The 26006-nt window shown below is 69.7% G+C and carries 26 protein-coding genes; 17 read left to right on the top strand and 9 right to left on the bottom strand.

The window, feature by feature from the left end:
- Positions 1-9 precede the first annotated feature (9 nt).
- The 4 genes from HL652_RS12985 to HL652_RS12970 all read left to right on the top strand — a co-directional run bounded on the left by HL652_RS12985 (position 10) and on the right by HL652_RS12970 (position 4405).
- Entirely contained in the window at positions 10-1965 is a 1956-nt protein-coding gene (locus HL652_RS12985) for a cell wall-binding repeat-containing protein (protein WP_171705710.1), read from the top strand.
- Between the two features lie 69 nt (positions 1966-2034).
- The gene (purE, locus tag HL652_RS12980) at positions 2035-2568 is read left to right on the top strand and encodes a 5-(carboxyamino)imidazole ribonucleotide mutase (RefSeq protein ID WP_216603891.1); all 534 of its coding nucleotides are present in this window, start codon (positions 2035-2037) and stop codon (positions 2566-2568) included.
- Positions 2565-4001 (top strand): LCP family protein, encoded by a 1437-nt coding sequence (locus HL652_RS12975; RefSeq protein WP_371743509.1) that lies wholly within the window; start codon positions 2565-2567, stop codon positions 3999-4001. Before purE ends, HL652_RS12975 begins: the two co-directional genes overlap by 4 nt.
- A gap of 89 nt (positions 4002-4090) precedes the next feature.
- Positions 4091-4405 carry a DUF2277 domain-containing protein gene (locus HL652_RS12970; protein WP_171705708.1) on the top strand — a complete coding sequence of 105 codons (315 nt, stop codon included), beginning with the start codon at positions 4091-4093 and terminating at the stop codon, positions 4403-4405.
- 238 nt (positions 4406-4643) lie between these two features.
- On the opposite strand, the gene HL652_RS12965 is transcribed toward HL652_RS12970, so the two are convergent.
- The 5 genes from HL652_RS12965 to HL652_RS12945 all read right to left on the bottom strand — a co-directional run bounded on the left by HL652_RS12965 (position 4644) and on the right by HL652_RS12945 (position 8513).
- Entirely contained in the window at positions 4644-5783 is a 1140-nt protein-coding gene (locus tag HL652_RS12965; RefSeq protein ID WP_171705707.1) for a glycosyltransferase family 4 protein, read from the bottom strand.
- Entirely contained in the window at positions 5783-6634 is an 852-nt protein-coding gene (rfbD, locus tag HL652_RS12960; protein ID WP_171705706.1) for a dTDP-4-dehydrorhamnose reductase, read from the bottom strand. Before rfbD ends, HL652_RS12965 begins: the two co-directional genes overlap by 1 nt.
- Before the next feature lie 11 nt (positions 6635-6645).
- Positions 6646-7632: a dTDP-glucose 4,6-dehydratase gene (gene rfbB / locus HL652_RS12955; protein WP_171705705.1), complete on the bottom strand. Its 987-nt coding sequence runs from the start codon at positions 7630-7632 to the stop codon at positions 6646-6648.
- 73 nt (positions 7633-7705) lie between these two features.
- Positions 7706-8185 carry a hypothetical protein gene (locus tag HL652_RS12950; protein WP_171705704.1) on the bottom strand — a complete coding sequence of 160 codons (480 nt, stop codon included), beginning with the start codon at positions 8183-8185 and terminating at the stop codon, positions 7706-7708.
- Complete coding sequence (locus HL652_RS12945) at positions 8175-8513, bottom strand: helix-turn-helix domain-containing protein (RefSeq protein WP_171705703.1); 339 nt, start codon at positions 8511-8513, stop codon at positions 8175-8177. The genes HL652_RS12950 and HL652_RS12945 overlap by 11 nt, the downstream gene beginning before the upstream one ends.
- A gap of 85 nt (positions 8514-8598) precedes the next feature.
- Between HL652_RS12945 and HL652_RS12940 the strand changes: the two genes are divergently transcribed.
- The 5 genes from HL652_RS12940 to rffA are packed head-to-tail and all read left to right on the top strand — an operon-like array spanning position 8599 to position 14060.
- A complete protein-coding gene (locus HL652_RS12940; RefSeq protein WP_171707335.1) occupies positions 8599-9114 on the top strand; it encodes a GtrA family protein in 516 nt (171 codons plus the stop codon).
- The gene (locus HL652_RS12935) at positions 9114-9953 is read left to right on the top strand and encodes a glycosyltransferase family 2 protein (RefSeq protein WP_171705702.1); all 840 of its coding nucleotides are present in this window, start codon (positions 9114-9116) and stop codon (positions 9951-9953) included. Before HL652_RS12940 ends, HL652_RS12935 begins: the two co-directional genes overlap by 1 nt.
- Entirely contained in the window at positions 9950-11794 is a 1845-nt protein-coding gene (locus HL652_RS21735; RefSeq protein ID WP_171705701.1) for a hypothetical protein, read from the top strand. The genes HL652_RS12935 and HL652_RS21735 overlap by 4 nt, the downstream gene beginning before the upstream one ends.
- A gap of 14 nt (positions 11795-11808) precedes the next feature.
- On the top strand, positions 11809-12912 hold the full coding sequence (locus HL652_RS21730) for a glycosyltransferase (protein ID WP_171705700.1): 1104 nt from the start codon (positions 11809-11811) through the stop codon (positions 12910-12912).
- The gene (gene rffA, locus HL652_RS12920) at positions 12909-14060 is read left to right on the top strand and encodes a dTDP-4-amino-4,6-dideoxygalactose transaminase (protein ID WP_253743255.1); all 1152 of its coding nucleotides are present in this window, start codon (positions 12909-12911) and stop codon (positions 14058-14060) included. Before HL652_RS21730 ends, rffA begins: the two co-directional genes overlap by 4 nt.
- Before the next feature lie 15 nt (positions 14061-14075).
- Here the strand turns inward: rffA and HL652_RS12915 are convergent, their stop codons facing one another.
- The gene (locus tag HL652_RS12915; RefSeq protein WP_171705699.1) at positions 14076-14885 is read right to left on the bottom strand and encodes a methyltransferase domain-containing protein; all 810 of its coding nucleotides are present in this window, start codon (positions 14883-14885) and stop codon (positions 14076-14078) included.
- Between the two features lie 66 nt (positions 14886-14951).
- Here HL652_RS12915 and HL652_RS12910 point away from each other — a divergent pair, with 66 nt between their 5' ends.
- From HL652_RS12910 to HL652_RS12885, 6 genes are all read left to right on the top strand, one after another.
- A complete protein-coding gene (locus HL652_RS12910) occupies positions 14952-17141 on the top strand; it encodes a glycosyltransferase (RefSeq protein ID WP_171705698.1) in 2190 nt (729 codons plus the stop codon).
- Positions 17138-17989, top strand: a complete 852-nt coding sequence (locus tag HL652_RS12905) for an FkbM family methyltransferase (RefSeq protein ID WP_171705697.1) — start codon at positions 17138-17140, stop codon at positions 17987-17989. The genes HL652_RS12910 and HL652_RS12905 overlap by 4 nt, the downstream gene beginning before the upstream one ends.
- Position 17990: 1 nt before the next feature.
- On the top strand, positions 17991-18815 hold the full coding sequence (locus HL652_RS12900; protein WP_171705696.1) for a hypothetical protein: 825 nt from the start codon (positions 17991-17993) through the stop codon (positions 18813-18815).
- A 23-nt stretch (positions 18816-18838) separates the two neighbouring features.
- The gene (locus HL652_RS12895; protein WP_171705695.1) at positions 18839-19450 is read left to right on the top strand and encodes a dTDP-4-dehydrorhamnose 3,5-epimerase family protein; all 612 of its coding nucleotides are present in this window, start codon (positions 18839-18841) and stop codon (positions 19448-19450) included.
- Positions 19450-20322 (top strand): glucose-1-phosphate thymidylyltransferase RfbA, encoded by an 873-nt coding sequence (gene rfbA, locus HL652_RS12890; protein ID WP_171705694.1) that lies wholly within the window; start codon positions 19450-19452, stop codon positions 20320-20322. The genes HL652_RS12895 and rfbA overlap by 1 nt, the downstream gene beginning before the upstream one ends.
- Positions 20323-20384: 62 nt before the next feature.
- Complete coding sequence (locus HL652_RS12885) at positions 20385-21386, top strand: polysaccharide biosynthesis protein (protein WP_171705693.1); 1002 nt, start codon at positions 20385-20387, stop codon at positions 21384-21386.
- Positions 21387-21401: 15 nt separating this feature from the next.
- Here HL652_RS12885 and HL652_RS12880 read toward each other — a convergent pair whose 3' ends face one another.
- From HL652_RS12880 to HL652_RS12870, 3 genes are read right to left on the bottom strand one after another with little or no spacing between them, the layout of a single operon-like run.
- On the bottom strand, positions 21402-22223 hold the full coding sequence (locus HL652_RS12880; protein WP_171705692.1) for a glycosyltransferase family 2 protein: 822 nt from the start codon (positions 22221-22223) through the stop codon (positions 21402-21404).
- Positions 22220-23146 (bottom strand): glycosyltransferase family 2 protein, encoded by a 927-nt coding sequence (locus HL652_RS12875; RefSeq protein WP_171705691.1) that lies wholly within the window; start codon positions 23144-23146, stop codon positions 22220-22222. The genes HL652_RS12880 and HL652_RS12875 overlap by 4 nt, the downstream gene beginning before the upstream one ends.
- Positions 23143-24273 (bottom strand): glycosyltransferase family 4 protein, encoded by a 1131-nt coding sequence (locus HL652_RS12870; protein WP_171705690.1) that lies wholly within the window; start codon positions 24271-24273, stop codon positions 23143-23145. The genes HL652_RS12875 and HL652_RS12870 overlap by 4 nt, the downstream gene beginning before the upstream one ends.
- A 64-nt stretch (positions 24274-24337) precedes the next feature.
- On the opposite strand from HL652_RS12870, the gene HL652_RS12865 reads away from it, so the two are divergent.
- Positions 24338-25174, top strand: a complete 837-nt coding sequence (locus HL652_RS12865; protein WP_171705689.1) for an ABC transporter permease — start codon at positions 24338-24340, stop codon at positions 25172-25174.
- Complete coding sequence (locus tag HL652_RS12860; protein WP_253743254.1) at positions 25171-25932, top strand: ABC transporter ATP-binding protein; 762 nt, start codon at positions 25171-25173, stop codon at positions 25930-25932. The genes HL652_RS12865 and HL652_RS12860 overlap by 4 nt, the downstream gene beginning before the upstream one ends.
- Positions 25933-26006: the final 74 nt, after the last annotated feature.

Here is a 26006-nt window from a genome sequence, read left to right as displayed (position 1 = left end):
GATGGGTAGATGAGAGTAGCTCGCTTTGCTGGCATTGGCGTCATTGCCGTAGCGATGATGGTTGGCCCGGTTCTCGCTGGTGCACCAGCCGAGGCAGCGCCTTCATCGGTGTCCTTCGAAGTGGTCTCCGGCGTTGTGCCGAAGACAAATGATTTCTTTGGTCTCGGTGTCGACAGCGACACGAGGAGGGCCTACATGTACGATCGCGGCGCGGGCACCGTGATGAGGTACGACTTCTCGAGTGGTTCGATGAGTGAATTGGCTCCGGTCACCATCGCCACCATACCTAGGCTGAACACCGGGCTCCTCGTCAATTCGACCACCCACCAGGTGTTGATGCTCGACAGCGCTTCCGGCTCTGACGAGGTGGTGGCGCTTGACGACGGTCCGGCGTCGCCGACGCAGGGCTCGCTAGTGGCCCGGGTCGCCACCGGCAGATCCTACGGGCTGCTCAAAGCAATTGATGAATCGACGAATCGCGCCCTGGTCTCTTACCAGTATCCCGCCGCCATCGCTCTGGTCGACCTCGGTGATGGAAGTAGCCGATTGATGTCGCCTGGCTTCGCCGCCGGCGCTGTCGCCGTCGACAACGAGCGGGGCGATTTCTACATCTCCGACCCGAGCACGTCGTCGCTCATTCGCCTTGCGTCCGATGGATCCTTCACGACTCTTCGCCTCGACCGGCCGGCGGTCCACTTGGCTGTCAGCGGTGAGCAGTTGCTAGTTGTCACAAGTGCGCCCTTCGGCATGCGCGTCGAGAGCCGAGAGCTCGTCACGCTCGAAAAGATCACCCAGTCCCTGCCTCTCGCGGGGACCATTACGGATGTCGGGGTAGACGAGGAGCGTCATGTGATCTATCTGGCACATGACATCACGCCCGCTGACGGCATCAGCGTCCTCCGTACGGACGATCTCAGCCTGGTGGGCACGGCGTCCAGCGACTTGTATGTCGAGCTGGAGGTGGTCGATGCGACACACCAACTCATTGCGGTGCACTGGGGTGGGGGAGTGCCACCCGAGCTACAGCTGCTCGAACCGCACACCACGCCGGGGCCCGCGGTGACGCGTGTTGGTGGCGCGGATAGGTACGCGGTGGCTGCGGCGACGTCGCGATCGTCGTTCCCTCCGGGAGTCCCGGTTGCGTATGTGGCTTCCGGCGAGGGGTTCGCCGATGCCCTGGCGGGTGCGGCTGCGGCGGGACAAGGGAAGGGGCCGGTCCTGCTGGTAGCAAAGGGATCGCTACCGGATACCACCCGTGCTGAACTCTTGCGCCTCCGGGCGCGGAAGGTCGTCATTCTCGGGGGTGAGGCGACGGTATCCGCCGCGGTGGAGAACGCACTCAAAGCGCCTGGCCGGAGTGTCGAGCGGATCGCAGCGGCAGACCGATATGCAACGTCGGTGGCCGTGTCGCAGAGCGTGTTCCCACAGGGCGCCTCGGTTGTCTATCTCGCTTCCGGAGAGGTGTTTCCCGATGCGCTGTCGGCCTCGCCCTTGAGCGGACGAGAGGCGGGCCCTGTGCTCCTGACGCCGAAAGGCGCCCTTCCGCCCGCGGTCGCTGCCGAGCTGACCCGTCTCGCACCGGCGCGAGTCGTCGTGCTCGGTGGAAGCAATGCCGTGGGCGCAGATGTTGCTGACGCCGCTGCCGCTGCGGCGAATGCTCCGGTCGTTCGGATCGACGGTAGCGACCGGTACGCGGTGTCGGCAGCGGCGTCTGCTGGTTCGTTCAGGAAGCACACGTTCACGGTGTATATCGCGTCGGGTGAAGTCTTCCCCGATGCGCTGGCCGCCGGTCCATCCGCTATCGATTCTCGCGCTCCGGTTCTTCTGGTGCGGCGCGACGAGATCCCCAGTGCGGTGGCCGCCGAGCTCCGCCGGCTCGCGCCATACGACATTGTCGTGCTCGGCGGGCCGAACACGGTCTCCGACGCCGTGTTGGAGGAGCTGAATGACTACCTCCCCGAGTGAGTTCGCGAGTCGCGAGAGGGCGCGTGCCGCTGCGGCGTTCTTCCAGGGGTGAGACCTAGCATGGGGGGCATGCCCTCAGCTTCCACCCGACCGGGCCCGATCGTGGGCGTCATCATGGGGTCGGATTCCGACTTCTCGGTGATGAGCGACGCCGTGCAGGTGCTGCGAGATTTCGACGTGCCGTTCGAGGTGGAGGTCGTCTCGGCGCACCGCACCCCCGAGAAGATGGTCGCCTACGGGCGGTCGGCCCGGGAGCGCGGGTTGCGCGTCATCATCGCGGGCGCCGGCGGTGCCGCGCACCTGCCCGGGATGGTCGCGGCCGTGACCACCCTTCCGGTGATCGGGGTGCCTGTGCCGTTGGCGAAGCTCGACGGGCTCGACTCGCTGCTGTCGATCGTGCAGATGCCGGGGGGCATCCCGGTGGCCACGGTGTCGATCGGCGGGGCGAAGAACGCGGGGCTGCTTGCGGTGAGCATCCTGGCGAGCGCGAGCGCGACCGACGCTGAGGCCGAGCGCCTCGCCACCGCCCTCGACTCCTACCGCGCCGGCCTCGTCGACCTGGTCGAGGAGAAGAACACCGCGCTGCAGGAGCGCATCGCATGACCGCGCATCCGTATGCCGGAGCAGTGCCGGGAGCAGGCGCCGGCTCGGGCGCGCGCGCCTACGGCGCCGCCGGCGGCACGACCGCCAGCCCCATCCGCTACCCCGACACCACCTCGCCCCGCGCCATGACCGTGCGCGGCTGGTGGCTCGTGGTGCTGAACCTCCTCATCCCGGGCTCCGCCCAGGTGCTCGCGGGCAACCGCAAGCTCGGCCGCTTCGGCCTCTACTTCACCTTCGGTCTCTGGATCACGGCCATCCTCGCGTTCGTGATCTACCAGATCTGGCCGCAGGTCATGTTCTCCATCGCCACGCTGCCGATACCGCTCACCATCGTGCAGGTCGTGCTCGTCGCCTACGCGCTGCTCTGGGTGGTGCTCACGCTCGACACGCTGCGGCTCGTGCGCCTGGTGCGCGCCGGCCCGCGGGCGCGACCCGCGATCGCCGCGTTCTCGGTCATCCTCCTCACCCTCACCTCGGGCGGTGCGGTGTGGGGTGGCTACCTCGCCGGCGTGCAGCGCGACCTGGTCAACAGCATCTTCTCGGTGCAGGCGGCGGCCGAGCCCCCCGTCGACGGCCGCTACAACATCCTGCTGCTCGGCGGCGACGCCGGAGAAGACCGCGAGGGCCTTCGCCCCGACAGCATGACCGTGGTCTCGATCGAGGCCGACACGGGCCGCGCCACCATGATCGGCATTCCGCGCGACCTGCAGCAGGTGCCCATCGCCGCCGACTCGCCGCTCATCGGCACCGACTACGCCCCCGACGGCGTCTACGACTGCGGCAGCGACTGCCAGATCAGCTTCCTCTACCCGCGCGTCGAGGCCTACGACACCGACCTCTACCCGAACGCGGAGGCCGAGGGCTCCCTCCCCGGCATCGAGGCGACGAAGGATGCGATCGAGGGCGCCCTGGGCCTCACCATCCAGTACTACGTGCTCATCGACATGCAGGGCTTCTCCGACCTCATCGACGCCCTCGGCGGTGTCGACATCAACGTCACCGAGGCGCTCCCGATGGGCGGTGACGAGGAGCTCAACGAGGTGGAGGGCTGGATCTGGCCCGGCGAGCAGCACATGAACGGCTACACCGCGCTCTGGTACGCCCGCTCCCGCCACTCCACCAGCGACTACGACCGCATGGAGCGGCAGCGGCAGCTGCAGACCGCGATTCTGCAGCAGTTCGATCCGGTGAACGTGCTGTCGAAGTTCCAGGGCATCGCGGCGGCGGGGGCGCAGGTCGTGAAGACCGACATCCCGCAGTCGACCCTGGCCTACTTCGTCGACCTGGCGCTCAAGACCAAAGACCTCCCCATCGACAACGTCGAGCTCACCCCGCCGCTCATCGACCCCGAGAACCCCGACTGGGACCTCGTGCGCCAGACCGTCGGCGACGCCCTCGTGCTGTCGTCGTCGACCGACGCCCCCGCGCAGTAGTTCGCGCTGGCCCTGGGCCTGCCAACGGATGCGCGGGGTCGCGCCGACGGGGGTCGACTCGGCCGGGTCGGCGGCCTAGCCTGGCAGGCATGTGCCGCAACATCATCCCGCTCAACAACCTCGCGCCTGCCGCCACCGACGAGGAGTGCCACGACGCGGCCCTGCAGTTCGTGCGCAAGATCTCGGGTACGACGAAGCCGTCGCGCGCGAATCAGGCGGTCTTCGACGAGGCGGTGGAGCAGATCGCTCACGCGACCCGCGCCCTCCTCGACGGTCTCGTCACCACGGCCCCACCCAAGTCGCGCGAAGACGAGGCCGCCAAACGCCAGGCCCGCTCCGCCGACCGCTACGAAGCCCTCCGCGCCTTCCAAGCCCAAAAACGCGCCTCCCGCACCCCCGCCTGAGCGAACTCCACTACCCACAGCGCCCCCCCCCGCTCGCCCCCGAGCCGAGAACTCCGTACCCAACGTGCCGACCCGCCACCCCCGCACCACGACCGGCCCCCGCGCGAAAGCTGCGGGCCGCGCTTAGCCGACCCAGGGTGGCGGCCCGGCCGGGAGGCCCGACCGCAGGCCGGGCCTCCCGACCGGACCGCCACATGCCGCCCACGCCGCAGCAGCGGCGGCGTGGCAACAAGCACAGCTAGAGATCAGCGTGCAACTGCCACACCTTCTCGGCCGAGTCGCGCCAGGAGAAGGCGCGGGCGCGGTCGAGGCCGGAGATGGCGAGGCGGTTGCGGAGGGCGCTGTCGCCGACCACCTGCTGGATGGCGTCGGCGAGCTGGCCGGCGTACGCATCCGCTGTGGTGCGTTCGACGACGACGGTGGCGCCGGCGGCGACCTCGAGCAGGGCGGGCACGTCGGCGTGGATGACCGGGGTGCCGAAGTTGAAGGCCTCGATGAGGGGCAGGCCGAACCCTTCGGCGAGGCTCGGGTAGACGAACACGGTGGCGCGTTCGAGCACGAGCGCGAGGTCGGAGTCGCTGAGGAATCCGAGCACCTTCACGCGCGACGCGTCGACTCCGGCGGCCTCGACGACACCGGCCACGTCGACGTCGCCCCAGCCCTCGGGCCCGGCGATGACGAGCGGCAGGTCGCCCGTGGCGGGCAGCGCGAGTGCCTGGATGAGCGCACTCAGCCCCTTGCGCGGCTCGAGCGTGCCGACGGCGAGGATGTACTTCTCGGGCAGGCCCAGCGCCTCAACGCGCTCGGCCGGGTTCGGCGGGAGCCGCAGCTCGTCGCTCACGGCGCCCCCGATCACCCGGACGCGGTCGCCGAAGTCGAGGTAGCGCGACAGGTCTTCGGCCACAGCGTGCGTCGGCACCACGATCGCGTCGGCGAACTTCGCGGCGCGCTTGGCCATGGCCTTGTGCCAGGTGACCCCGCGGGGGGTGAGGGTCTGTGGATGCGTCCACGGCACGACGTCGTGGATGGTCACCGCCGTCTGCGTGCCGAGCTCTTCGCGCCGGTCGTGCTTGCGCAGGGGCGCGAGGAGGCTGGTGGCGTGCACCATGCCGTTGCCCGAGGAGCCGATGATGCCGTGCTGCCACGCCGCCGACAGCTCGCGCCGGGGCAGGGTGGCGCGATGCAGCCCGGCGAGGCCGGGCAGGCGCGCGCTCAGCTCATCGGCCGTCTCGGTCGGCACCGCCGACACGATGCCCTCCACGTCGCAGTTGCGCGGCGCGGTGGCGATGAGCTGCTTGGTGAGTTCGAGCGTGTAGCGGCCGATTCCGCCGGGTACGGGAGCCACCAGCTGATCGATGATCACCCGCAGCGTCGCCATTACTCTCCAAAAACTCCCGATGACGCCGCCTCGTGGAGCGCGGCACGCCAGTCTCGCATGGGCTCCAATCCCGCTCGGGACCACGCGTCGTGCCCGAGCACGGAGTACGCGGGACGCGGGGCGGGACGAACAAATTGCGAGCTGTCCGTTGGCTTGACCTTATCAGGGTCGAGTCCGGCTTCCTGAAAGGTTGCCTGGGCGAAGTCGAACCAGCTGGCCTGCCCGGAATTGGTGCCGTGGTAGACGCCGGCCGCAGCATCCGAGTCGGCCAGCAGCACCAGCTGACGGGCGAGGTCGGCCGTCCAGGTGGGCTGCCCGACCTGGTCGTTCACGACGCTCACGCTGTCGCGCTCGCGGCCGAGCCGCAGCATGGTGGCGGGGAAGTTCGCGCCGTGCCGGCCGTACAGCCAGGCGGTGCGCACGACGTAGCCGCCGGCCGGGTTGAGGCCGAGCACGGCCTCCTCACCGCCGGCTTTCGTGCGGCCGTAGGCGTTGAGCGGAACGCGCGGCTCGTCTTCGGGGTAGGGCGACGTGGCGTCCCCCTGGAAGACGTAGTCGGTGGAGACCTGGAACAGCTTCGCGTCGTTCGCGGCGGTCGCCTCGGCGAGGGTCGCGGGCCCGATCGCGTTCACGGCGTGAGCGGCCTCCTCGTCGGTCTCTGCGGCGTCGACGGCGGTGTAGGCGGCGCAGTTGAAGACCACGTCGATGCCGGCGAGGGCGGATGCGACTGCCGCAGCATCCGTGATGTCGAGGTCGGCACGGGTGAGAGCGACGACGTCGCGGCCGGCGAGGGCCTCCTGCAGGTCGCGGCCGAGCATCCCGGCCGCTCCGGTGATGAGGTAGCGGGTCACGGTCGCGCCGCTCAGCTCAGGGCCGCGCGGGCCTTGAGGGGCTCCCACCAGGCGCGGTTGTCGCGGTACCACTGCACGACGTCGGCGAGACCCTTCTCGAACGGCACGAGGGGCTCATAGCCGAGCTCGGCCTGGATCTTCGAGATGTCGACCGAGTAGCGCAGGTCGTGGCCGAGGCGGTCGGCGACACGGTCGACGTACGACCAGTCTTTGCCGGTGGCGTCGAGCAGCAACTGCGTGAGCTCCTTGTTGGTGAGCTCGGTGCCGCCGCCGATGTTGTAGATCTCGCCCGCGCGGCCCTTCGTGAGCACCATGGCGATGCCGCGGGTGTGGTCGTCGACGTGCAGCCAGTCACGGATGTTGTTGCCCTCACCGTAGAGCGGCACATGCTTGTCGTCGATGAGGTTGGTGACGAACAGCGGGATGACCTTCTCGGGGAAGTGGTAGGGCCCGTAGTTGTTGGAGCAGCGCGTGATGGAGACGTTGAGCCCGTGGGTGCGGTGGTAGGAGCGGGCGAGCAGGTCGCTGCCGGCCTTCGACGCGGAGTAGGGGGAGTTCGGTTCGAGCGGGCGGTCTTCGGCCCAGGAGCCCTCGGCGATGGAGCCGTAGACCTCGTCGGTGGAGACGTGCACGAAGCGGGGGAGGTCGTTGCGCAGTGCGGCGTCGAGCAGCTGCTGGGTGCCGAGCACGTTGGTCTCGACGAAGATCGAGGCGTCACGCACGGAGCGGTCGACGTGCGACTCGGCGGCGAAGTGCACCACGGCGTCGAGGCCGGGGAAGAGCTCGTCGAGCAGGGCGTCGTCGCGGATGTCGCCCTTCACGAAGGTGAACCGCGGGTTCTCGGCCACGGAGGCGAGGTTCTCGAGGTTGCCCGAGTAGGTGAGCGCGTCGAGCACGACCACCTCGGCGCCTTCCAGTCCGGGGTAGGCGTCTTCGATCGTGCGGCGCACGAAGTTGGAGCCGATGAAACCGGCGCCGCCGGTGACAAGAATCTTCATGGGGGGAGTTCTCCTCGTGTGGTCGTCGCAGCGATTCTACTGGCAGCCACCTCGGCGCCCCGACGATGCGCGCTCAGGAGTCAGGGCGGTTGCGCGGATTGCGGGAGGCGAGGATCTCGCGCAGTGTCGGCAGCACCCTCTGGTCTTTCGGCCGATTCGCCGCCTGCTTCGACCGGATGATGTCGGCCAGCGAGGCCACCCGCACCTCGACCCCGTGCAGTGCGACCGACGTCGCATCGCGACTGAGGTCGTCGAACCCGCTCGTGCCGCTCGGCGTGAACACGACCTTGAGCTCTCCGTGACCCGTGTCGAAGCTCCACGGCGCGTGACGGTCGGCCGAGGCACTACCCCGGGCCTTGAGAGAACGAAGAGCACCTGCCAGGCGCGTGACATTCTCGCTGGAGCGCTTTGGTACCACGTCGACACCACTCGTGAAGAAGGGCGAAGCGTGCAGCGCTGCCCCGTAACCACCGATCACGACGAATTCGACCCGCTGAGCCGTGAGGGCACTGAGGATCGGGACGGGATCGAATTCACCCGGCTCAGATCGCATCGCTACGGCTGCGATTGAACTGCTCGCGAAAATCGACGACCGATCGGTTCCATTCCACCAGTCTATCGTGACGCCGAGAAATGCTCAATGGTAGCGTGCGTTGTGCGTGAGCCCAATCCTGTTGCTCGTGTTCCACGAGCATGAAGTCGAGGTCGAGGCCCATGAGACGGAGGTAGCGGATGACGTCGTCGAAGCTCGGCGAGGTGCTGCCCGACTCCAGGCGGGCGATCGACGATTGCGTCGTGCCCGCGAGGTCGGCGAGTTGCGCTTGCGTGAGCCCCACGCGTCGGCGGGCCTCCCGCACCAGGTCGTTTCCCATGCCCTTCATGCATCCAGTATCGCACTTCTGCGATACCGACGGAACGGGCTGTCGCGAGGGATTCTCAGGGTGGCGGCTCTAGAGTGTCAGCGTGATGGAACGGGCGGGGGTGCTCCTGCGTCTGGTCAGAGACCAGAGAGTGGCGTTCCTGCTCGTGGGGGCGGCGAACACGGGGGTGGGCTTCCTCCTGTTCATCGGGTTCGACCTCACGGTGGGGGCCTGGCTCGACGCGGCGGTGAACGAGACGGTCGGCTCGCTGGCGACGCTCGGCTGCGCCCACGTGCTGGGTGTGCTGTTCGCGTTCGTGATGTACCGGCGGTTCGTGTTCACCGTGAAGGGCCATGTGCTGCGCGACCTGGCGCGGTTCGAGAGCGTCTATCTGGTGTCGATCGCGATCAACGCCGTCGTGCTGCCGGTGCTGGTGAATCTCGGGTGGAACCGCATCCTGGCCCAGTTCTCGATCCTCGTCATCACGACGCTCATCAGTTGGTTCGGGCACAAGGGCTTCTCGTTCCGGCGGCGCACCGAAGACGAGATCGAGGCCGCGACGGAGATCGACGTGCACACCGACCGAGACGTGCGCGCCGAGGAGAGGGGCACCGCGAGCTGATGCCGAAGTACTCCGTCGTCGTCCCCGCCTTCCAGAACGCGCCCTTCATCGAGGCCTGCGTGCGCTCGGTGCTGAGCCAGAACCACCCCGACTTCGAGCTCGTGATCGCCGACCACTCCTCGACCGACGACACGGCGGCCCTGCTCGAGCGCTACGCCGACGACCCGCGGGTGCGCCTGCTGAGCACTCCGCCCGGCGGCGGCGCCGAGGCCAACTGGCGACGCGTCTCCGAGGCCGCGACGGGGGAGTACCTCAAGCTCCTCCCGGGCGACGACGTGCTCTATCCCGGCGCCCTCGCGGCCCACTCGGGGGCGCTCGACGCGCATCCGCGTGTCGTGCTCGTGTCGAGCCGCCGCGACATCGTCGATGCCCGCGGCCGCGTCACCATCGCCGGCCGCGGCCTGCAGGGTGTGCGCCGCGCCGTGCAGCCCGGGGTCGACGCCGTGCGCCAGACCGTGCGCCGCGGCACGAACGTGTTCGGCGAACCCGGCTGCGTGACCTTCCGCCGCACCGAGCTCGAAGCAGCAGGGGGCTGGGATGCGCGTTTCCCCTATCTCATCGACCAGACCGGGTACACGAAGGTGCTGATGCGCGGCGACTACCTCCCCGTCGACAGCGTGCTGGCGGCGTTCCGGGTGAACGACGCGCAGTGGAGCGTCGCCCTCGTGAACGACCAGGCCGGCCAGGCGAAGGCCTACCACGCCTGGTGCCGGAGCCTCGCGCCCGACCGCATCAGCGCATCCGACGTGCGTCTCGGCGATCGCCGCGCCGAGCTCATGGCACTCGCCCGCCGTGCCTACTACGTGGTGAACGGCCGACGGATGCGGGCCGCAGCATGAGTGCACCGCGCACCGGCACCGACCCCGGCACCGATGGCGGCGTGAGCCCTCGCGCCCGCGACCGCGTGCTCACCCGCGACCGCCACTGTCTCCCGTACGCGATCGCCGCGCTGGTGTCGCTCGTCGCCGTGTGGTTCGGGCTCGACCTGTGGAACCTCGACTGGCGCATCCCGCTCTACTACACCGGCGACGCGCTCGCCGTGGCGTCGCACTTCAAGACCATCCTCGAGACCGGGTGGTTCACCCACCAGCCCGACCTCGGCGCCCCGTACGGGCAGTTCTACAGCGACTACCCGCAGGCCGACAACCTGCACTTCATCGCGGCGAGCCTGATGCGGGTGTTCACCGGCGACTTCGGTGTCGCGATGAACGTGTACTTCGTGCTGGGCTTCCCGCTGGCGGCGATCACCGCGGTGTGGTTCCTGCGCCTGGTGGGTGTCGGCCGGGTGCTCGCGACGGCGCTCGGCATCGCCTTCGCGATCGCCCCGTACCACTTCATCAAGGGCGAGGGGCACCTCTTCCTCGCCGCGTACTTCGTGGTGCCGCTCGCCCTGGGCGTCGTCTACCGGGTGGCGCGCGGCCTGCCGCTGTGGTCGCGGAAGGTGCTCTCGAGGCGCAACGCCGCGACCGTGGGCACGCTGGTGCTGCTCGGCACGGCGTCGAGCTACTACTCCGTGTTCGTCGCCCTCGTGCTCGCCGTGGCGGGCCTCGCGACGCTGTGGCGCACGCGCCGATGGCGGCCCTTCTTCGGCGCCGCGGCGGCTGGCGTGCTGATCGCCGCGACGATGGTGGTGAACCTGCTGCCGAGCCTGCTCTACCGGCTCACGAACGGGGTGAACGAGGCGGTGCTCGTGCGGAGCCCGCCCGAGGCGGAGCTGTACAGCTTCAAGCTGGCGAGCCTTCTGCTGCCGGTGCCCGGTCACCGCTTCGCCCCGTTCGCGCAGCTGCGCGCGCTGTACGACGAGCACTATCCGCTGCCGTCGGAGGCGCCGGCGCTCGGGCTCCTCGCCGCCGTGGGCTTCGTGGCGCTCGTCGTGATCGCGGTGATGGTGCTGCTCTCGGCGGGGAGGCCGCGCTGGCGCCTGCCGAAGCGCACGACCCGCAGCCTGATCGTGCTGTCGGGGCTCGGGCTCGTGACCTTCCTGTTCGGCACGGTGGGCGGACTCTCGACGCTGCTGTCGTTCGTGGACTTCCCCATCCGTTCCTGGAACCGCATCGCGATCCTGCTGGCGCTCGTCGCCCTCGCGGCGCTCGGCCTGCTGCTCGACCACGTGGTGCGCTCGGTGTCGCGCCGCGTCGCGGGCCGCCGCCTGCCGCCCCGCCTCGCCCGCGCCGTCGTCGCCGTGCCGCTCGCCGCGCTTCTCGTGCTCATCGCCGTGTGGGACCAGATCCCGCCCGTGCAGCCCGAGGCCCGCGCCGCGACCGTCGCGAGCTTCCGCAGCGACGAGAGCTTCGTGAAGCAGATCGAGTCGACGGTCGCCCCCGAGTGCCTCCTCTACCAGCTGCCCTACATCCCGTTCCCCGAGTCGCCCCCGGTGAACGGGGTCACCGACGCCGACGAGCTGCGCCCCTTCCTCCACTCCACGACGCTGCGCTGGTCGGCCGGCGGCATCAAGGGCCGGGCTCCCATCGACGACGTGGGCGCCTACGCCGACCTCGCCGTTCCCGCGATGGTGATGGCGGTGCGTGGGCTCGGCGCCTGCGGCTTCGTGGTCGACCGGGCCGCCTACACCGACGGCGGGGAGGCTCTCGTGGCCCAGCTGAAGGCGGTGCTCGGCGAGGGCGCCGTGTCGTTCGACTCGCCCGACGGGCGGTTCGGCTTCGTGGAGATGACGACGTGATACATTCTCGACCCGTGGGGAGTACCGCATCCGACACCACGGTCTACACCATCTCGGTCGTCGTCCCGGTCTACCAGGGCGAGCTCACCCTGGGCGCTGTCGTCGACGAGCTGGAGCCCTACACGCGGGTGACGGCGACGCGTGAGGGCGTGCGCTACCGCATCACCGAGGTCATCCTCGTGCACGACAACGGCCCCGACCACTCCGACGCGGTCATGCGCGCGCTCGAGGAGCGCTACCCGTTCGTGCGCGTCATCTGGCTGAGCCGCAACTTCGGCCAGCACGCGGCGACCATCGCGGGCATGGCGCAGTCGACCGGGCGGTGGATCCTCACCCTCGACGAAGACGGCCAGCACGACCCGGCTTCGATCGGCGACTTCCTCGACACCGCCATCCGCGAGCGGGCCGGCGTGGTCTACGCCCGGTTCACCAACGAGCGCCCGCACGGCTTCTTCCGCAGCCTCGCGTCGAAGTCGTCGAAACGGATGCTCGGCGCCGCCTTCCAGATGCCCGACGCGTCGCAGTTCCAGAGCTATCGCCTGGTGCGCGGCGACGTCGGCCGCAAGCTCGCCGGTTTCGCGGCCACGGGCGTGTACCTCGACATCGCGCTGTCGTGGGTGACCAACCGGGTGGCCACCTCCCCGACCGTGCTCCGCACCGCCGACGGGCGGGTCTCGGGCTACTCGCTCGGCGCGCTGTTCGCCTACTTCTGGCGCATGGTGCTCACCAGCGGCACCACGGGCCTCCGCGCGGTGAGCGTGCTGGGCGGCGTGATCGCGGCGCTCGGCCTCCTCGTGGTGGTCTACGTCGTGGTCACCCCGACCGTGGGCGGAGACCCGGAGGCGGCGGGCTGGGCCTCGCTGATGGTGGTCATCCTGCTCTGCTCGGGCGCCATCCTGGTCTCGCTCGGGGTGATCGCGGAGTACATCGGCGTCTCGCTCAACGTCTCGATGGGCCGCCCGCTCTACCTCGTCGTCGACGACCCCGAGACGATCATGCCCGACGACGACCCGCCGATCGCGCCCGAAGACCTGCCCACCGCCGACACCCTCCCCATCACGGGGACCATCCCGGTGGTGCGGCCCGGCGTCTTCGACGACCGCCGCGACACCGCATGAGCGCCATGCCCGGCCTCGACGAGGTCGTCTTCAGCCGCCCCTATCGCGCCCCGGGCGAGCTGGCGAACCTCGAGGCGGTGCTCCGCTCCGACCACTCGCACGGTGACGGCGACTTCACCCGCAGCGCCACCGAGCGGCTGCGTGCCGTCTCGGGCGCCCCGCACGCGCTGCTCACCACGTCGTGCACGCACGCCCTCGAGATGGCGGGCCTGCTGCTCGGGCTGGGCCCGGGCGACGAGGTGGTGCTGCCCAGCTTCACCTTCCCCTCGGCCGCCACCGCCGTGGTGGCACGGGGCGCGGTGCCCGTCTTCGTCGACATCGACCCGCTCACCGGCAACATCGACCCGCAGCAGGTGGCCGAGGCGCTCACGCCGCGCACCCGCGCGGTGACCGTGATGCACTACGGGGGCGTGCCCGTCGACCTCGACGCCGTGCTCTCGGTCACCGAGCCGGCCGGGGTGGCCCTCGTCGAAGACAACGCCCACGGCCTCGGCGGCAGCTTCGGCGAGCGGATGCTCGGAAGCGCCGGCGTCATGGCCACGCAGAGCTTCCACGACACCAAGAACGTGCACTGCGGCGAGGGCGGGGCACTGCTCGTGAACGACGCGGTGCTGTTCCGGCGCGCCGAGATCCTGCGGGAGAAGGGCACCGACCGCGCCCGCTTCCTGCGCGGCGAGGTCGACAAGTACACCTGGCAGGACCAGGGGTCGAGCTACCTGCCGAGCGAGCTCAACGCCGCGGTGCTCGACGCGCAGCTCGCCGCCTTCGACACCATCCAGGCTGCGCGGCACCGCGTCTGGAACGCGTACGCCGCCGCCCTGGGGGAGTGGGCGGATGCGCGGGGCGTGCGGCTCATGTCGAGCGACCCCGCGCTTGAGCACAGCGCGCACCTGTTCTACCTCGTCATGCCCGACCACGAGGGGCAGCAGGCGCTCATCGCCCACCTCCGCACCCGCGGTGTGCGCGCGGTGTTCCACTACGTCCCGCTCGACACGAGCCCGGCCGGCGAGCACTTCGGAAGGCGGCTGCGCCCGCTCGAGCGGAGCGCGGAGTTCTCGCGGCGCCTGGTGCGCCTGCCGCTGTGGGCAGGGCTCGACGACGCGCAGGTCGAGCGCGTGATCGAGGGCGTGTTGAGCTACCGGCCGTAGCCGCGCATCCGGGGCTCAGACGGTGGCGATGATCTCCATGTGCGGGAACAGGAACATCGCCGACGGCGTCTCGGCCCACTCGCGCCACGCCGCCGAGATCTCCTCGAGCCCGACCTGGCCGGCGGCGCCGATCTCGAGGGCGCGCGGCGCGAAGGCGGAGTGCAGCGACCGGTCGGCCCAGAGCCCACCCCACCAGGCGCGCTCCTCGTCGGAGGCGAAGCACCAGACGGATGCGGTGACCTCGAGCTCGGTGAAACCGGCGTCGAGCGCCCAGCCCTTGAGCGCGCGGCCCGCCCACGGGTCGCCGCCGTTGGAGCGGTGCACGGCGTCGTAGACCTCGCCCCAGCGCACGAGCCCCGGCAGGGGAGGCTGCACGACCGCGCCGCCGTAGTCGACGTCGCGCGCGGCGACGACGCCGCCCGGCTTCGTGACCCGGCGGAACTCGCGGAGCGCCGCGACGGGGTCGGCGAGGTGCTGCAGCACCTGGTGGGCGTGCACGATGTCGAAGGTGTCGTCGTCGAAGTCGAGCGCGTAGGCGTCGCCGGTGTCGAAGGTGACGTTCGTCACACCCTCGGCAGCCGCGAACTCCGCGGCCTGGGCGACGATCTCGGCCGAGGCGTCGACGCCGGTCACCGAGCCGCCCGGGGCGAGCCGGCGGGCGAAGTCGACGGTGATGGTGCCGGGGCCGGAGCCCACGTCGAGGAGCTTCAGGCCGGGTGCCAGGCGGGGCGCGAGGTAGGCGGCGGAGTTCTCCACGGTGCGCCAGGTGTGGGAGCGCAGGACGCTCTCGTGGTGGCCGTGCGTGTACTGCTCGCGAGGTGACATGGCATCAGCCTAGAGCCGCCCGACCGGGCATTCAGGCTCCTCGTGGTTCAATTGTGTGAGCAAGACTTGGGAACGACGAAGGGCATCACGATTCACGCGCTCACCGATACCGATGACCTGTTCGGCCGACCGCTGCAGGTCGGCGACGTGGTCGCCGCGCTGACGCTCTTCTCCGGCGGCTCGACCTGGGAGCTGTGCGTCTCCAGCCTCCTCGAGCACACCAGCGAGACCACCCCCATCGTCGTCTTCGACGACGCGGGGCCGAGCGAGATCGCGGTGCAGGAGCTCGCCGAGGTCGAGAAGCGCTACGGCCGCGAGGTGCACTACTTCAGGCAGCCGAAGAACCGCGGCGTGGTCGGCAACCTCAACACCGCCTTCCAGAAGCTCGCGCCCGCCGACGTCATCGTGCTGAACAGCGACATCATCGTCGGCCCGGAGTGGGACACCAGGCTCATCGCCGCGGCCCGCTCGCGCAGTGACATCGCCACCGCGACCGCCCTCTCGGCCAACGCCACGATCTTCACGGTCGAAGGCCCCGACTCCTGGAAGCTGCAGCCGCCGACCGTCGCCGAGTTCGCCGAGGTCGCCCGCAAGGTCTCCGCCGCGTCGAAGCAGGTGCGCCCCTTCGTGCCGGTGGCCACGAGCTTCTGCACCCTGTTCGCGCGGCACGCGCTGAACGTCGTGGGTCTCCTCGACGAGGAGTTCAGCCCGGGCTACGGCGAAGAGGTCGACTACTCGCTGCGCTGCGTCTCCTACGGCTTCAACCACATCGCCGTCGACGACGTCTACGCCTACCACGCCACCGGGGAGTCGTTCGGCGAGGTCGCGCTCAACTGGCGCAAGATCGACAACGACGAGCTGGTCGCCCGCCGCTTCGAGTACTGGAACGACTGGATCTCGGAGTTCGCCGCCGACGAGGCGACCCCGCTCGAGCGGGTGCGCCGCTACACCTACGCCGTCATCCACGGTCTCACCATCGCCATCGATGCCGAGCTCGTGCATCCGAACCTCACCGGCACCTTCGAGGGCAGCTTCGCGCTCTCGCGCAAGCTGGCCCTGCACCCCGACGTGCAGCGCGTCATCTGGGTGGCCTCGGGTGAGCGGGTGGGCCCGCTGCGGGCGATGCTCGCCGAGGCGAAGGTCGACACCATCGAGGTCTCCACCATCGCCGACCTCTACGCCGCGAAGGTCGACGTCGACCTGGCCTTCCGCCCCTACCAGGACTTCACCGGCGCCACCTGGCCCGCCATCTCGGGCTTCTCGCGGCGCAATATGATCTGGATGCTCGATCTCATCGCGTTGCTGAACCCGCACTATGCGGTCGACTACGACGACTTCGCCGCCAAGAACGCCGTCGCGCGTAAGGGCTGGGAGAACGCGGACGCGATCGGCGTGCTCACCCCGCACGTGGCCAAGACGCTCACCGCGTACTACTCCGGCACGAGCGACAGCGACAAGATCGTCGTGCTGCCGAACGGCTCGCCCGAGCAGCCCGCGCCCGCCGCGGGGGCCTGGAACCTCGAGAACGCGGGGCTCGAGGCGCTCGCCGACACGCCCTACATCCTGGTGCTCGGCACCAACTACCTGCACAAGAACGTGCCGTGGCTCATGCGGGTGGGGCTGCGCCTGAAGTCCCTCGGCTGGGAGGGCCGCTTCGTGTTCGCCGGGCCCACCCCCGACTCCGGGCACTCGGCCCAGCTCGAGGCCGACCTGATCGAGCTCTCCGGCGCAGACTGCTTCACCTTCCTCGGCCGGGTCAGCGACAGCGACAAGATCAGGCTCATCAGCGGCGCCACCCTCGTGGCCTCGCCGTCGATCACCGAGGGCTGGGGCATGATCCCCGGCGAGGCCGTGCACTACGGCTCCACCCCCATCTCCTCGCGCGGCGGCGGTCTCGGCGACATCGGCCCGGCCGACGCGAAGTACCTCGAGTTCCGCGACGACGAGGCCGACGCCCAGACGCTGCTCGAGCTGGTGAACGACCTCGACGCGCGCCAGCGCCAGCGCGAGCTGTGGGAGGCGGCCACCCAGCAGTACCAGTGGGCCGACACCGCGCAGACCGTCGTCACCGCCGGCTTCGACGCCCTGCTGCGGCACCGCCAGTTCCGGCTCGACGAGCGCACCGCGCAGAAGATCGTGCTCACCGGCGCCCCCTCGGTGGCCCGCCGGCTCGCCGACAGCTCGGTCACCCTGCTGCCCGTGGGCAGCCGGCGTCGGCGCGTGGTGAAGCGACTGCTGGGCGGTGCGGCCGAGTGACCCTCAGCGCCCCCACCCGCCAGCAGCCCCTGCCGGTGTTCTCGCCGGCGGGGCCGACGGAGCCCGCCGTCTGGATCCGCACGCACGGCATCGAGGTGCTGGTGCCCGCCGCCGACCAGGTCGTGACGCCCTACATGGAGCGCAAGAAGGAGTGGGACGGCACGGTGCTCTCGGCCGTGCTCGACAGCCTCACCCCGAAGAGCTCGTTCCTCGACGTCGGCGCCATGGTGGGGTACTTCTCGGCCTCGGTGGCGAAGAAGATCCCCGACGGCCGGATCGTGGCCGTCGAGCCGCTGCGGTCGAACCTCGAGCTCGCCTCGCTCAACCTCTCGAACTTCGACAACACCCTGCTGCTCGAGGGGGCGGTGACCGACTCGCCCGAGAAGGCCTGGGCGATCATCCCCGACGAGACCAACCGCGGCAACACGCGAGTGGGTGTCGCATCAGGAGCACCGGATGCGTCGGTCGCCGCCGACCGCGTGCCCACCGCCACCCTCCGCTCGCTCGTGAAGCGCTACCGCAGCGACGTGGTGAAGATCGACGTGCAGGGCCTCGAGCGCCAGGTGCTCGACTCGCTCGGCGCCGGCCGGGGCCTTCCGCGCAACCTCACCGTCTTCACCGAGATCTCGCCCGCCGCGTGGGAGGGGGAGTCGGCGATCGCCCGGATGGTCGAGCGTTTCGCCGCCTCCGGTTTCGACGCCTACTTCCTCGGCGAGGGCAGCGCCTACTCGGCCTTCTCGCCGACGCGCCTCTCCCGGCTGGTGGGTTTCGGCTCGCGCTGGGTCGACCACTTCGACATGGTGCTCACCCGCGGCCGCTACGCCGCGACGATCAAGAACAGGATCTGAGATGCCCACCGCTCCCGAGCTCCGTCAGGAGGGCTCGCTCCGCCTCGGCGGCACCGTCATCGTCTGGTGGGCGTTCGCCGCTCCGGAGCTCTCGGCCTGGCGCTACGCCCAGCCCGAGACCTTCGGCGAGCCCGACACCTCGCACGTCTCCCTGAGCGCCGACTTCCTGGCCCTCGCCGCCTCGCGCGCCGACGATGCCGAGGTGCAGGTGCTCGCGCCCTGGTCGGTGTTCCAGCCCGAGTTCGACTGGCCGGCCGACGCCGCCGCCTGCGGCTGCCTCGAGCGCAACGGCTTCGCCGACGTCGCCCGCGAGCTGAACGGCGACACCCTGGTGCCCTCGCCCGGGCCGGTGTTCGACCGCTTCCTCATCAAGGCCGAGGTGCTCGAGGCCCTCTCCGCCGCCACCACGGCCGACAGCGAGACCTCCTTCAACACGTGGGCGAGCGTGGTCGGCGTCGACCACTCGTACTTCGCTCCCGCGTTCGCCGACCTCACCGCGCCCACCGATGTCATCCGTCGCAGCTCCCAGACCAAGCACACCGGCGAGGCGCACGAGGCCTACAACCGGGCGTTCGACGCCTACTTCTACGGCGGGCTCCCGGTGCGCCTCGGCCGCACGAGCAAGTCGGTCTACCTCGACACGCTCGAGGCCCGGCACGGCTACGCCTACGGCCCGGCGGGCGCCGAGACGGTCGGCCGCGAGCTCTCCACCATCAACTCGATGCGGCTCGTGCGGCGGTTCTGCTGCACCTCCGACGAGGCGCGGGGCATGAAGGTGTTCGCGTCGAAACTCGAGCGGGTCGCGGAGTCGACGAGTTTCGTCTGAGCGGCGTCCCCTAGAATCGTCGGGTGCAGATTCGCGAACTGAGCATCCCCGACAGCTATGAGATCACGCCGAAGCAGTTCGGCGACGACCGTGGCGTCTTCCTCGAGTGGTACCGCTTCGACAAGCTCGAAGACGAGATCGGCCACTCCCTCGACCTGGCGCAGGCGAACACCTCGGTGTCGAAGCGGGGTGTGGTGCGGGGCATCCACTTCGCCGACATCCCGCCGAGCCAGGCGAAGTACGTCACGGCCACCCACGGTGCGGTGCTCGACTACGTCATCGACATCCGCGTGGGTTCGCCGACCTTCGGGCAGTGGGACTCGGTGCTCCTCGACGACACCGACCGCCGGGCCATCTACCTCTCCGAGGGTCTCGGTCACGCCTTCGTGGCGCTCACCGACAACGCGACGGTGAGCTACCTCGTGACCTCGACCTTCAACGCCGAGCGCGAGCACGGCATCGACCCGCTCGACCCCGAGGTCGCGCTGCGCTTCCCCGAGGAGGCCGGCGAGCTGCTGCTGTCGCCGAAAGACACGGATGCGCCGAGCCTGGCCGAGGCGAAGGAGTCGGGTCTCCTCCCGACGTGGGAGGAGGCGCGCGCGTTCTACGCGTCGCTGACGGAGAAGGGCCGCTGATGAAGGGCATCATCCTCGCCGGCGGGTCGGGCACCCGGTTGTGGCCGATCACGAAGGGCATCTCGAAGCAGTTGATGCCCATCTACGACAAGCCGATGATCTACTACCCCCTGTCGACCCTCATGATGGCCGACATCAACGAGATCCTCATCATCACGACCCCCGAGTACAACGAGCAGTTCCGGGCTCTCCTCGGCGACGGCAGCGAGCTCGGCATCCGGCTGGAGTACGCGGTGCAGCCCTCGCCCGACGGTCTGGCGCAGGCGTTCATCATCGGTGAAGAGTTCATCGGCGACGACAGTGTGGCGCTGGTGCTCGGCGACAACATCTTCCACGGTGTGGGACTGGGGTCGTCGTTGCGCACGAACGAGGCGCTGACCGGCGCGAAGATCTTCGCGTACCACGTGTCGAACCCGCGCGCCTACGGTGTGGTGGAGTTCGACGAGGCGTTCACCGCGATCTCGATCGAGGAGAAGCCGGAGCGGCCGAAGTCGAACTACGCCGTTCCCGGTCTGTACTTCTACGACAACTCGGTGGTGGAGATCGCGAAGTCGATCACCCCGTCGGCGCGTGGCGAGCTGGAGATCTCGACGGTGAACGAGCGGTACCTCGAGCAGGGCGCCCTGCACGTGCAGGTGCTCGACCGCGGCACGGCCTGGCTCGACACCGGAACCTTCGAGTCGATGATGCAAGCGTCGGAGTACGTGCGGGTGATCGAAGACCGTCAGGGCTTCAAGATCGGCTGCATCGAGGAGATCGCCTGGCGGGCCGGCTGGATCGACACCGAGCAGCTCTCCAAGCTCGCCGATCCGCTGGTCAAGAGCGGATACGGCGCGTACCTCAAGACCCTCATCGCGGCCGCCTCCGAGTGATCGTCCCCGCCCCGCGCCCGCGGGGTGGCCTCCGTCTCCCTACCTGACCGATTGACACGCACGTGATCACACCGCAACTCGCCATGACCATCCTGGGGGCCGACCTGGCCGTTCCTCTGGTCGACGAGACGTTCCAGCACCTCGGCGAGATCGTCGAACTGCGCCGGGCGCTCTCGGCGAGGCGCGTGGTCGTCACCGGCGGGGCCGGGAGCATCGGCGGCGCGCTCGCGGTGGAGCTCATCAGCGACCCGGAGCGCACTGCCCCGGTCGTCGTCATCGACACCAACGAGCGCAGTGTCGCCTCGCTCATCAACTGGGTGAACGCGCTGGGCCTTCGCGACAACCTCGTCACCGTGGTAGCCGACGTCTCCGACCCCGTTCAGATGGCCGAGGTGTTCGACGAGGTGCGCGGCGAGGTGGTGGTGCACGCGGCTGCCGTGAAGCACGTTGGCACCTGCGAGGCCAACCCGCGACTCGCCGAGCGGGTGAACGTCGACGCCACGCGCATCCTGCTCGCCGAGAGCGAGAAGCGCGGCGTGGAGCGCTTCCTGCTGGTCTCCACCGACAAGGCGACCTCGCGCATGAACGTGCTGGGCCAGAGCAAGTACCGCGCGGAGCTCGAGGTCGCCGCCGCCGCGACGCGGGGTCTCGGGGCTGCGTCGGTGCGGCTGCCCAACGTGTGGGGGTCGAGCGGTTCGGTCGTCGAGCTCTGGCGTCAGTCGATCGCCCTGGGTCTTCCCGTGACGTTGTTCGGGCCGGAGACCACGCGGTACTACCAGTCGGTCTACGACACCGTGCGCATCCTGCTCACGCTCGTCACCAGCCCGGTGTCGACGGGCGGGAGCACCTTCGTGGTCTCCGACGCGGTGCGCATCCCGCTCGGCGAGGTTCTGCAGCGGGTGACGGATGCGGCGGGCGACGCGGGCGAGCTGGAGCACCGCATCGAGGCTCCGCGGCCGGGCGAGATCGCCCACGAGCAGCTCACCAGCCCGGAGGAGAGCTACCGGGAGACCGGGTGGGCCGGGATCCTCGAGCTCGTCCACGACGCGCACGACGCGCAGTAGCCGGGCGCCCGGGTCTCAGCCCTCGGGGAACTCGAACTTCGGCGGGGTGCCGACGAGTTCGGGGTAGAGCTGGGCGAAGAACTCGAGCTTGAGGTCGAACAGGCCGTACGACTGGTTCGTCTCGTCCATCACGAACTCGATCTCGACGTCGAGCTTCTCGAGCCGCTTGCCGAGCTTCTTGGCGTACCAGGTGAACCAGAGGTCGTCGACGAACCAGAACCGCTCGGGCAGTGTCGTGAAGAACTCGTCGTCGAGGAAGATCGAGGAGTCGCAGATCATGCCGCCGGGGCCGACGTGGTCGACCGGCCCGCCGACGTCGGCGGGCTTGCGGTCGTAGTACTCCCGCCCCACCTCGAAGGCCCACCAGGCGGCCACGACGTCGGGGGCGTAGGCGGCGCGCGCCGCGCTCACGAAGCCCGGCTGCAGGTTCTCGTCGTCGTCGACCACGATCACCGGGCCCGGCCCGTAGGCCTTGGCGTGCTCCCGGGCCAGGTAGAACCTGCCCATGGAGCCGAGGTTGTAGGGGGTGCGCACGATCTGCACGCTCTTCAGGGCACCCGTGGCGCGGAACTCGCGCAGCACGCCGAGGTAGAACTCGTGGTCGAGCTTGTTGCTGTTCCAGATGTGCAGGGTGACGCCGTCGGGGTGGTCCTGCCCGTCGAGGGAGCGCAGCATGTCGATGAGGCGGGTGGGCCGGTTCCACAGGCACATCGTCACGGGCACCTCGCGGCCGGTGGTCTCCTGGTAGTGCACCCGCGTGCTGCGGTAGTGGCCGTGCAGCAGACGGCGGCGGATGACGCGCTTGGCGAGCCTGCGTGCGGTGTCGACGGCGCTCATGCCCTCTTCCCCCTGGTCTCGAGTCGGGTGCGCACGGCGAGGCCCGCCCGCAGGGCGAGTCGCAGCGGGAACAGTAGCGGCCCCCGGTACTTCTGCGAGAGGAAGCGGTAGGCGCTCTTGTGGTGCGCGGCGATCATCACGGCCGACTCGTTCACCGTCGAGTGCCCGCCCGAGTGCTCCACCACGGCGGCGGGCTCGTAGCGGTTGCGCCAGCCGGCCTTGCCGAGCCGGTAGCCGAGGTCGACGTCTTCGAAGTACATGAAGTAGCTCTCGTCGAAACCGCCGAGCTGCTCGAAGGCTGTGCGCCGCACGAGCAGGCACGAACCGGAGAGCCAGCCGACGTCGGCGGCGCCCGCCTCGGGGGAGCCGGCGTGGTAGCGCTTCGTCCAGGGGTTCTCGGGCCAGACGCGGGCGAAGAGGGCGTGGCCGATGCCGTTGCGCAGCGACGGCACCGAGCGCGCCGAGGGGTAGGTGACCCCGTCGGTGAGCACCTGGGGGCCCACCGAGCCGATGTCGGCGGCGGATGCTCCGGTCGCCACCAGCAGATCGAGCGCACCGGGGTGCAGCACGATGTCGGGGTTCGAGATGAGCACCCATTCCACCGAGGCGGGCAGCGCGGCGACGGCAGCGTTCATCCCGCCGCCGTAACCCGGGTTGGCGGGCAGCGGCACATAGGTGGCGCCGTGCTGCTCGGCGAGGCTCGCGGCGGGCGACGGGCCCACGGCACCCGGCTTGTTGTCGGCGACGACGACGAGCGGATGCGCGGCCGTCGCCTGCTCGATCGACCCGAGGAACCCGGGCAGCACCGACTCGGAGGCGTAGCTCACCGTGACCACGGCCAGGGTGCCGGTCTGCCGGGCCCCCGGCGCGTGGGCGCCCTGGGGGTCGGTGGCCGGATCGGTGGCGGGGGGCGGCGGGGTCATGCGGCGGCGGCTCCGTCGTAGGCGGCGAGGTAGATCTCGGCGCAGGCGAGCCAGGTGAAGGCGGCGCTGCGGGCGAGGCCGTCGGCGGCGAGGCGCTCGCGCTCGGCGTCGTCGGCGAGCAGCGCCTGGATGGCGGCGGTGAGGGAGTCGCTGTCGGGCTCGCTGTAGGCGACGGCGTCGCCGCCCACCTCGGGGATGGAGAGGCGGCGGGTGGTGAGCACCGGGGCTCCGGAGGCCATCGCCTCGAGCACCGGGAGGCCGAAGCCCTCGCCGAGGCTCGGGTACACCACGAGCCGCGAGCCGCCGAGGAAGGCCGAGAGGAGGTCGAGCGGCAGGTAGCCCGCCTCGATCACGCCGTCGGCACCGGTCTCGAGCAGGGCGATCGCCTCCTCGTCCCACCCGCGCGAGCCGGAGAGGGCGAGCGGGGGAGCCGAGGGGTCGGCGGCCCGCACCGCCTGCACGGCGCGAAGGAGGGCGGGAACGTTCTTGCGGGGCTCGATGGTGCCGAGGAAGGCGATCCAGTCGGCCTCGCCCGCGAGCCCGAGCTTCTGCCTGACCCGGTCGACGGCGTCGAGGGTCGGGGGATGGAACACCTCGCGGTCGACCCCGAGTCGCGCCACCGACATCCGGGGCCTGATGGCGGGCACGTGCCGGCGGAGCTCGGTGGCGGTGGCCTCGCTCACGGTCACCAGCTCGTCGGCGAGGCGGCAGGCCCAGCGCGTCCAGCGCCGGAAGAAGGTCGCCTTGAGGCGCGAGTGCACCTCGGGCGAGCCGAAGAAGGTGGCGTCGTGCACCGTCACCACGCGGCGCGCGCGGGTGGTGAGCGGGAAGGTGTAGTGCGGGGAGTGGATGACCGTGCAGCCGAGCCGCTCGGCGAGCCTGGGCAGGCCGGTCTGCTCCCAGACAAAGCGGCCGCCGCGGCTGTCGACCTGCTTCGGGGCGAGGTGGTAGCGGTGCGAGGGGGCGGTCTCGCGGAGGAAGTCGCGGTCGCGCTCCTTCACCACCACGTCGATGGTGCGACCCGCCTGGTGCAGGCCCGTGGCGACTCCGGCGATGAACCGGGCGACCCCGCCGCGCGACGGCGGGATGGAGGTCGCGTCGAGGAGCACGCGCGGTTCAGGGGACACCCACCAACTTTAGGCTATCGTTGTTCGCGGTCGCGCGCCCTGATGTGCGACCGAGCGAGGATGAATGGGATACCTGAAAGAAGTCTTCGGATCACGGGAGCTCCTGGCGAATCTGACGCTCCGCGAGATCCGGGGTCAGTACAAGCGCACCATCTTCGGTCAGCTCTGGTCGCTCGCGAACCCGCTCGCCGCGATGGTGGTGTACACCTTCGTGTTCGCCTTCATCTTCCGCGTGCAGCCCGACCCTGGAGACCCCTCGGGCCTCAACGTGTTCGCGCTGTGGCTGCTCTGCGGCCTGCTGCCGTGGACGTTCTTCCAGAACGTCGTGAACTCCGGCATGGGCTCGCTGCTGCTGAACGCGGGGCTGGTGCAGAAGGTCTACTTCTCGCGCATCGTGCTGCCGCTGTCGTACGTCGGCTCGGTGGGCTTCAACTGGCTGTTCGAGATGGCGGTGCTCGTCGTCGCCCTCAGCATCGCCGGCGCCTTCGTGCTGCCGTTCCTGCCGCTGGCGCTCCTGCTCATGGTCGTGCTCGCGGTCTTCGCCACCGGCGTGGCGCTCATGCTCGCCGTGGCGAACGTGCACTTCCGCGACACCCAGTACTTCATGAGCATCATCATGCAGATCTGGATGTACCTCACCCCGATCGTGTACCCCATCAACCTCGTCGCCACGCAGTCGCGTGACATCGGGGGTCTGTTCGGGTCGAACATCACCCTGCTCGACATCTACCAGCTCAACCCGATGGAGCGGTTCGTCTCCGTCTTCCGGCAGCTGCTCTACGACGCCCGCTGGCCCGACTGGGGAGACTTCCTGGTCTGCGTCATCTGGGCCGCCGTGTCGCTCACCATCGGCATCCTGGTGTTCCGGCGCAGCGAGAAAGGACTGGCTGAACTCCTGTGACCGAGCTCGCCGTGAGAGTCGAGAACGTCAGCAAGCGCTTCCGGCTCTACAAAGAACGCAACCAGACCCTGAAGGCCACCGTCATGCGCGGTCGCCGCTCCGTGCACGAGGACTTCTGGGCCCTGCAAGACGTCTCCTTCGACGTGCCGGAGGGCTCGACCTTCGGCCTCATCGGGAGCAACGGCTCGGGCAAGTCGACCCTGCTGAAGTGCCTGGCGAAGATCTACTACCCCGAGAAGGGCAGCATCACGCCCTATGGCAAGGTGGCGGCGCTGCTCGAGGTCGGCTCCGGGTTCCACCCCGAGCTGTCGGGCCGCGAGAACATCTTCCTCAACGGGTCGATCCTCGGCATGAGCCGCAAGGAGATCCAGGCGAAGTACGACGAGATCGTCGACTTCTCGGGTGTCGCGGAGTTCATCGACCAGCCGGTGAAGAACTACTCCTCGGGCATGTACGTGCGCCTCGGCTTCTCGATCGCCATCAATGTCGACCCGCAGATCCTCGTGGTCGACGAGGTACTCGCGGTCGGTGACGCCGAGTTCCAGGACAAGTGCCGCCGTAAGTTCTCCGAGCTCCGCGACAAGGGCCGCACCGTCATCCTGGTGAGCCACTCGATGGAGATGGTGCGCGACATGTGCGACCACGCCGCCTGGCTCAACCACGGCCATCTGGTGACAGCCGGCGAGGCCGACCCCACCATCCAGGCCTACCTCGACTCGCTCGGCTCCGCCGGCGAGCGCGAGGGCGGCCACGGGTAACCCCCGCCCGCCGAAAGAGCGCGAAAGGCCCCCTCAGCTCGCTGATGGGGGCCTTTTGCGCTCTCTCGACGCCG

The sequence above is a fragment of the Herbiconiux sp. SALV-R1 genome, from assembly GCF_013113715.1.
Classification (GTDB): domain Bacteria; phylum Actinomycetota; class Actinomycetes; order Actinomycetales; family Microbacteriaceae; genus Herbiconiux.
Note: the sequence above shows the minus strand (reverse complement) of the source record. Positions and strands in the feature narration are given on the sequence as shown.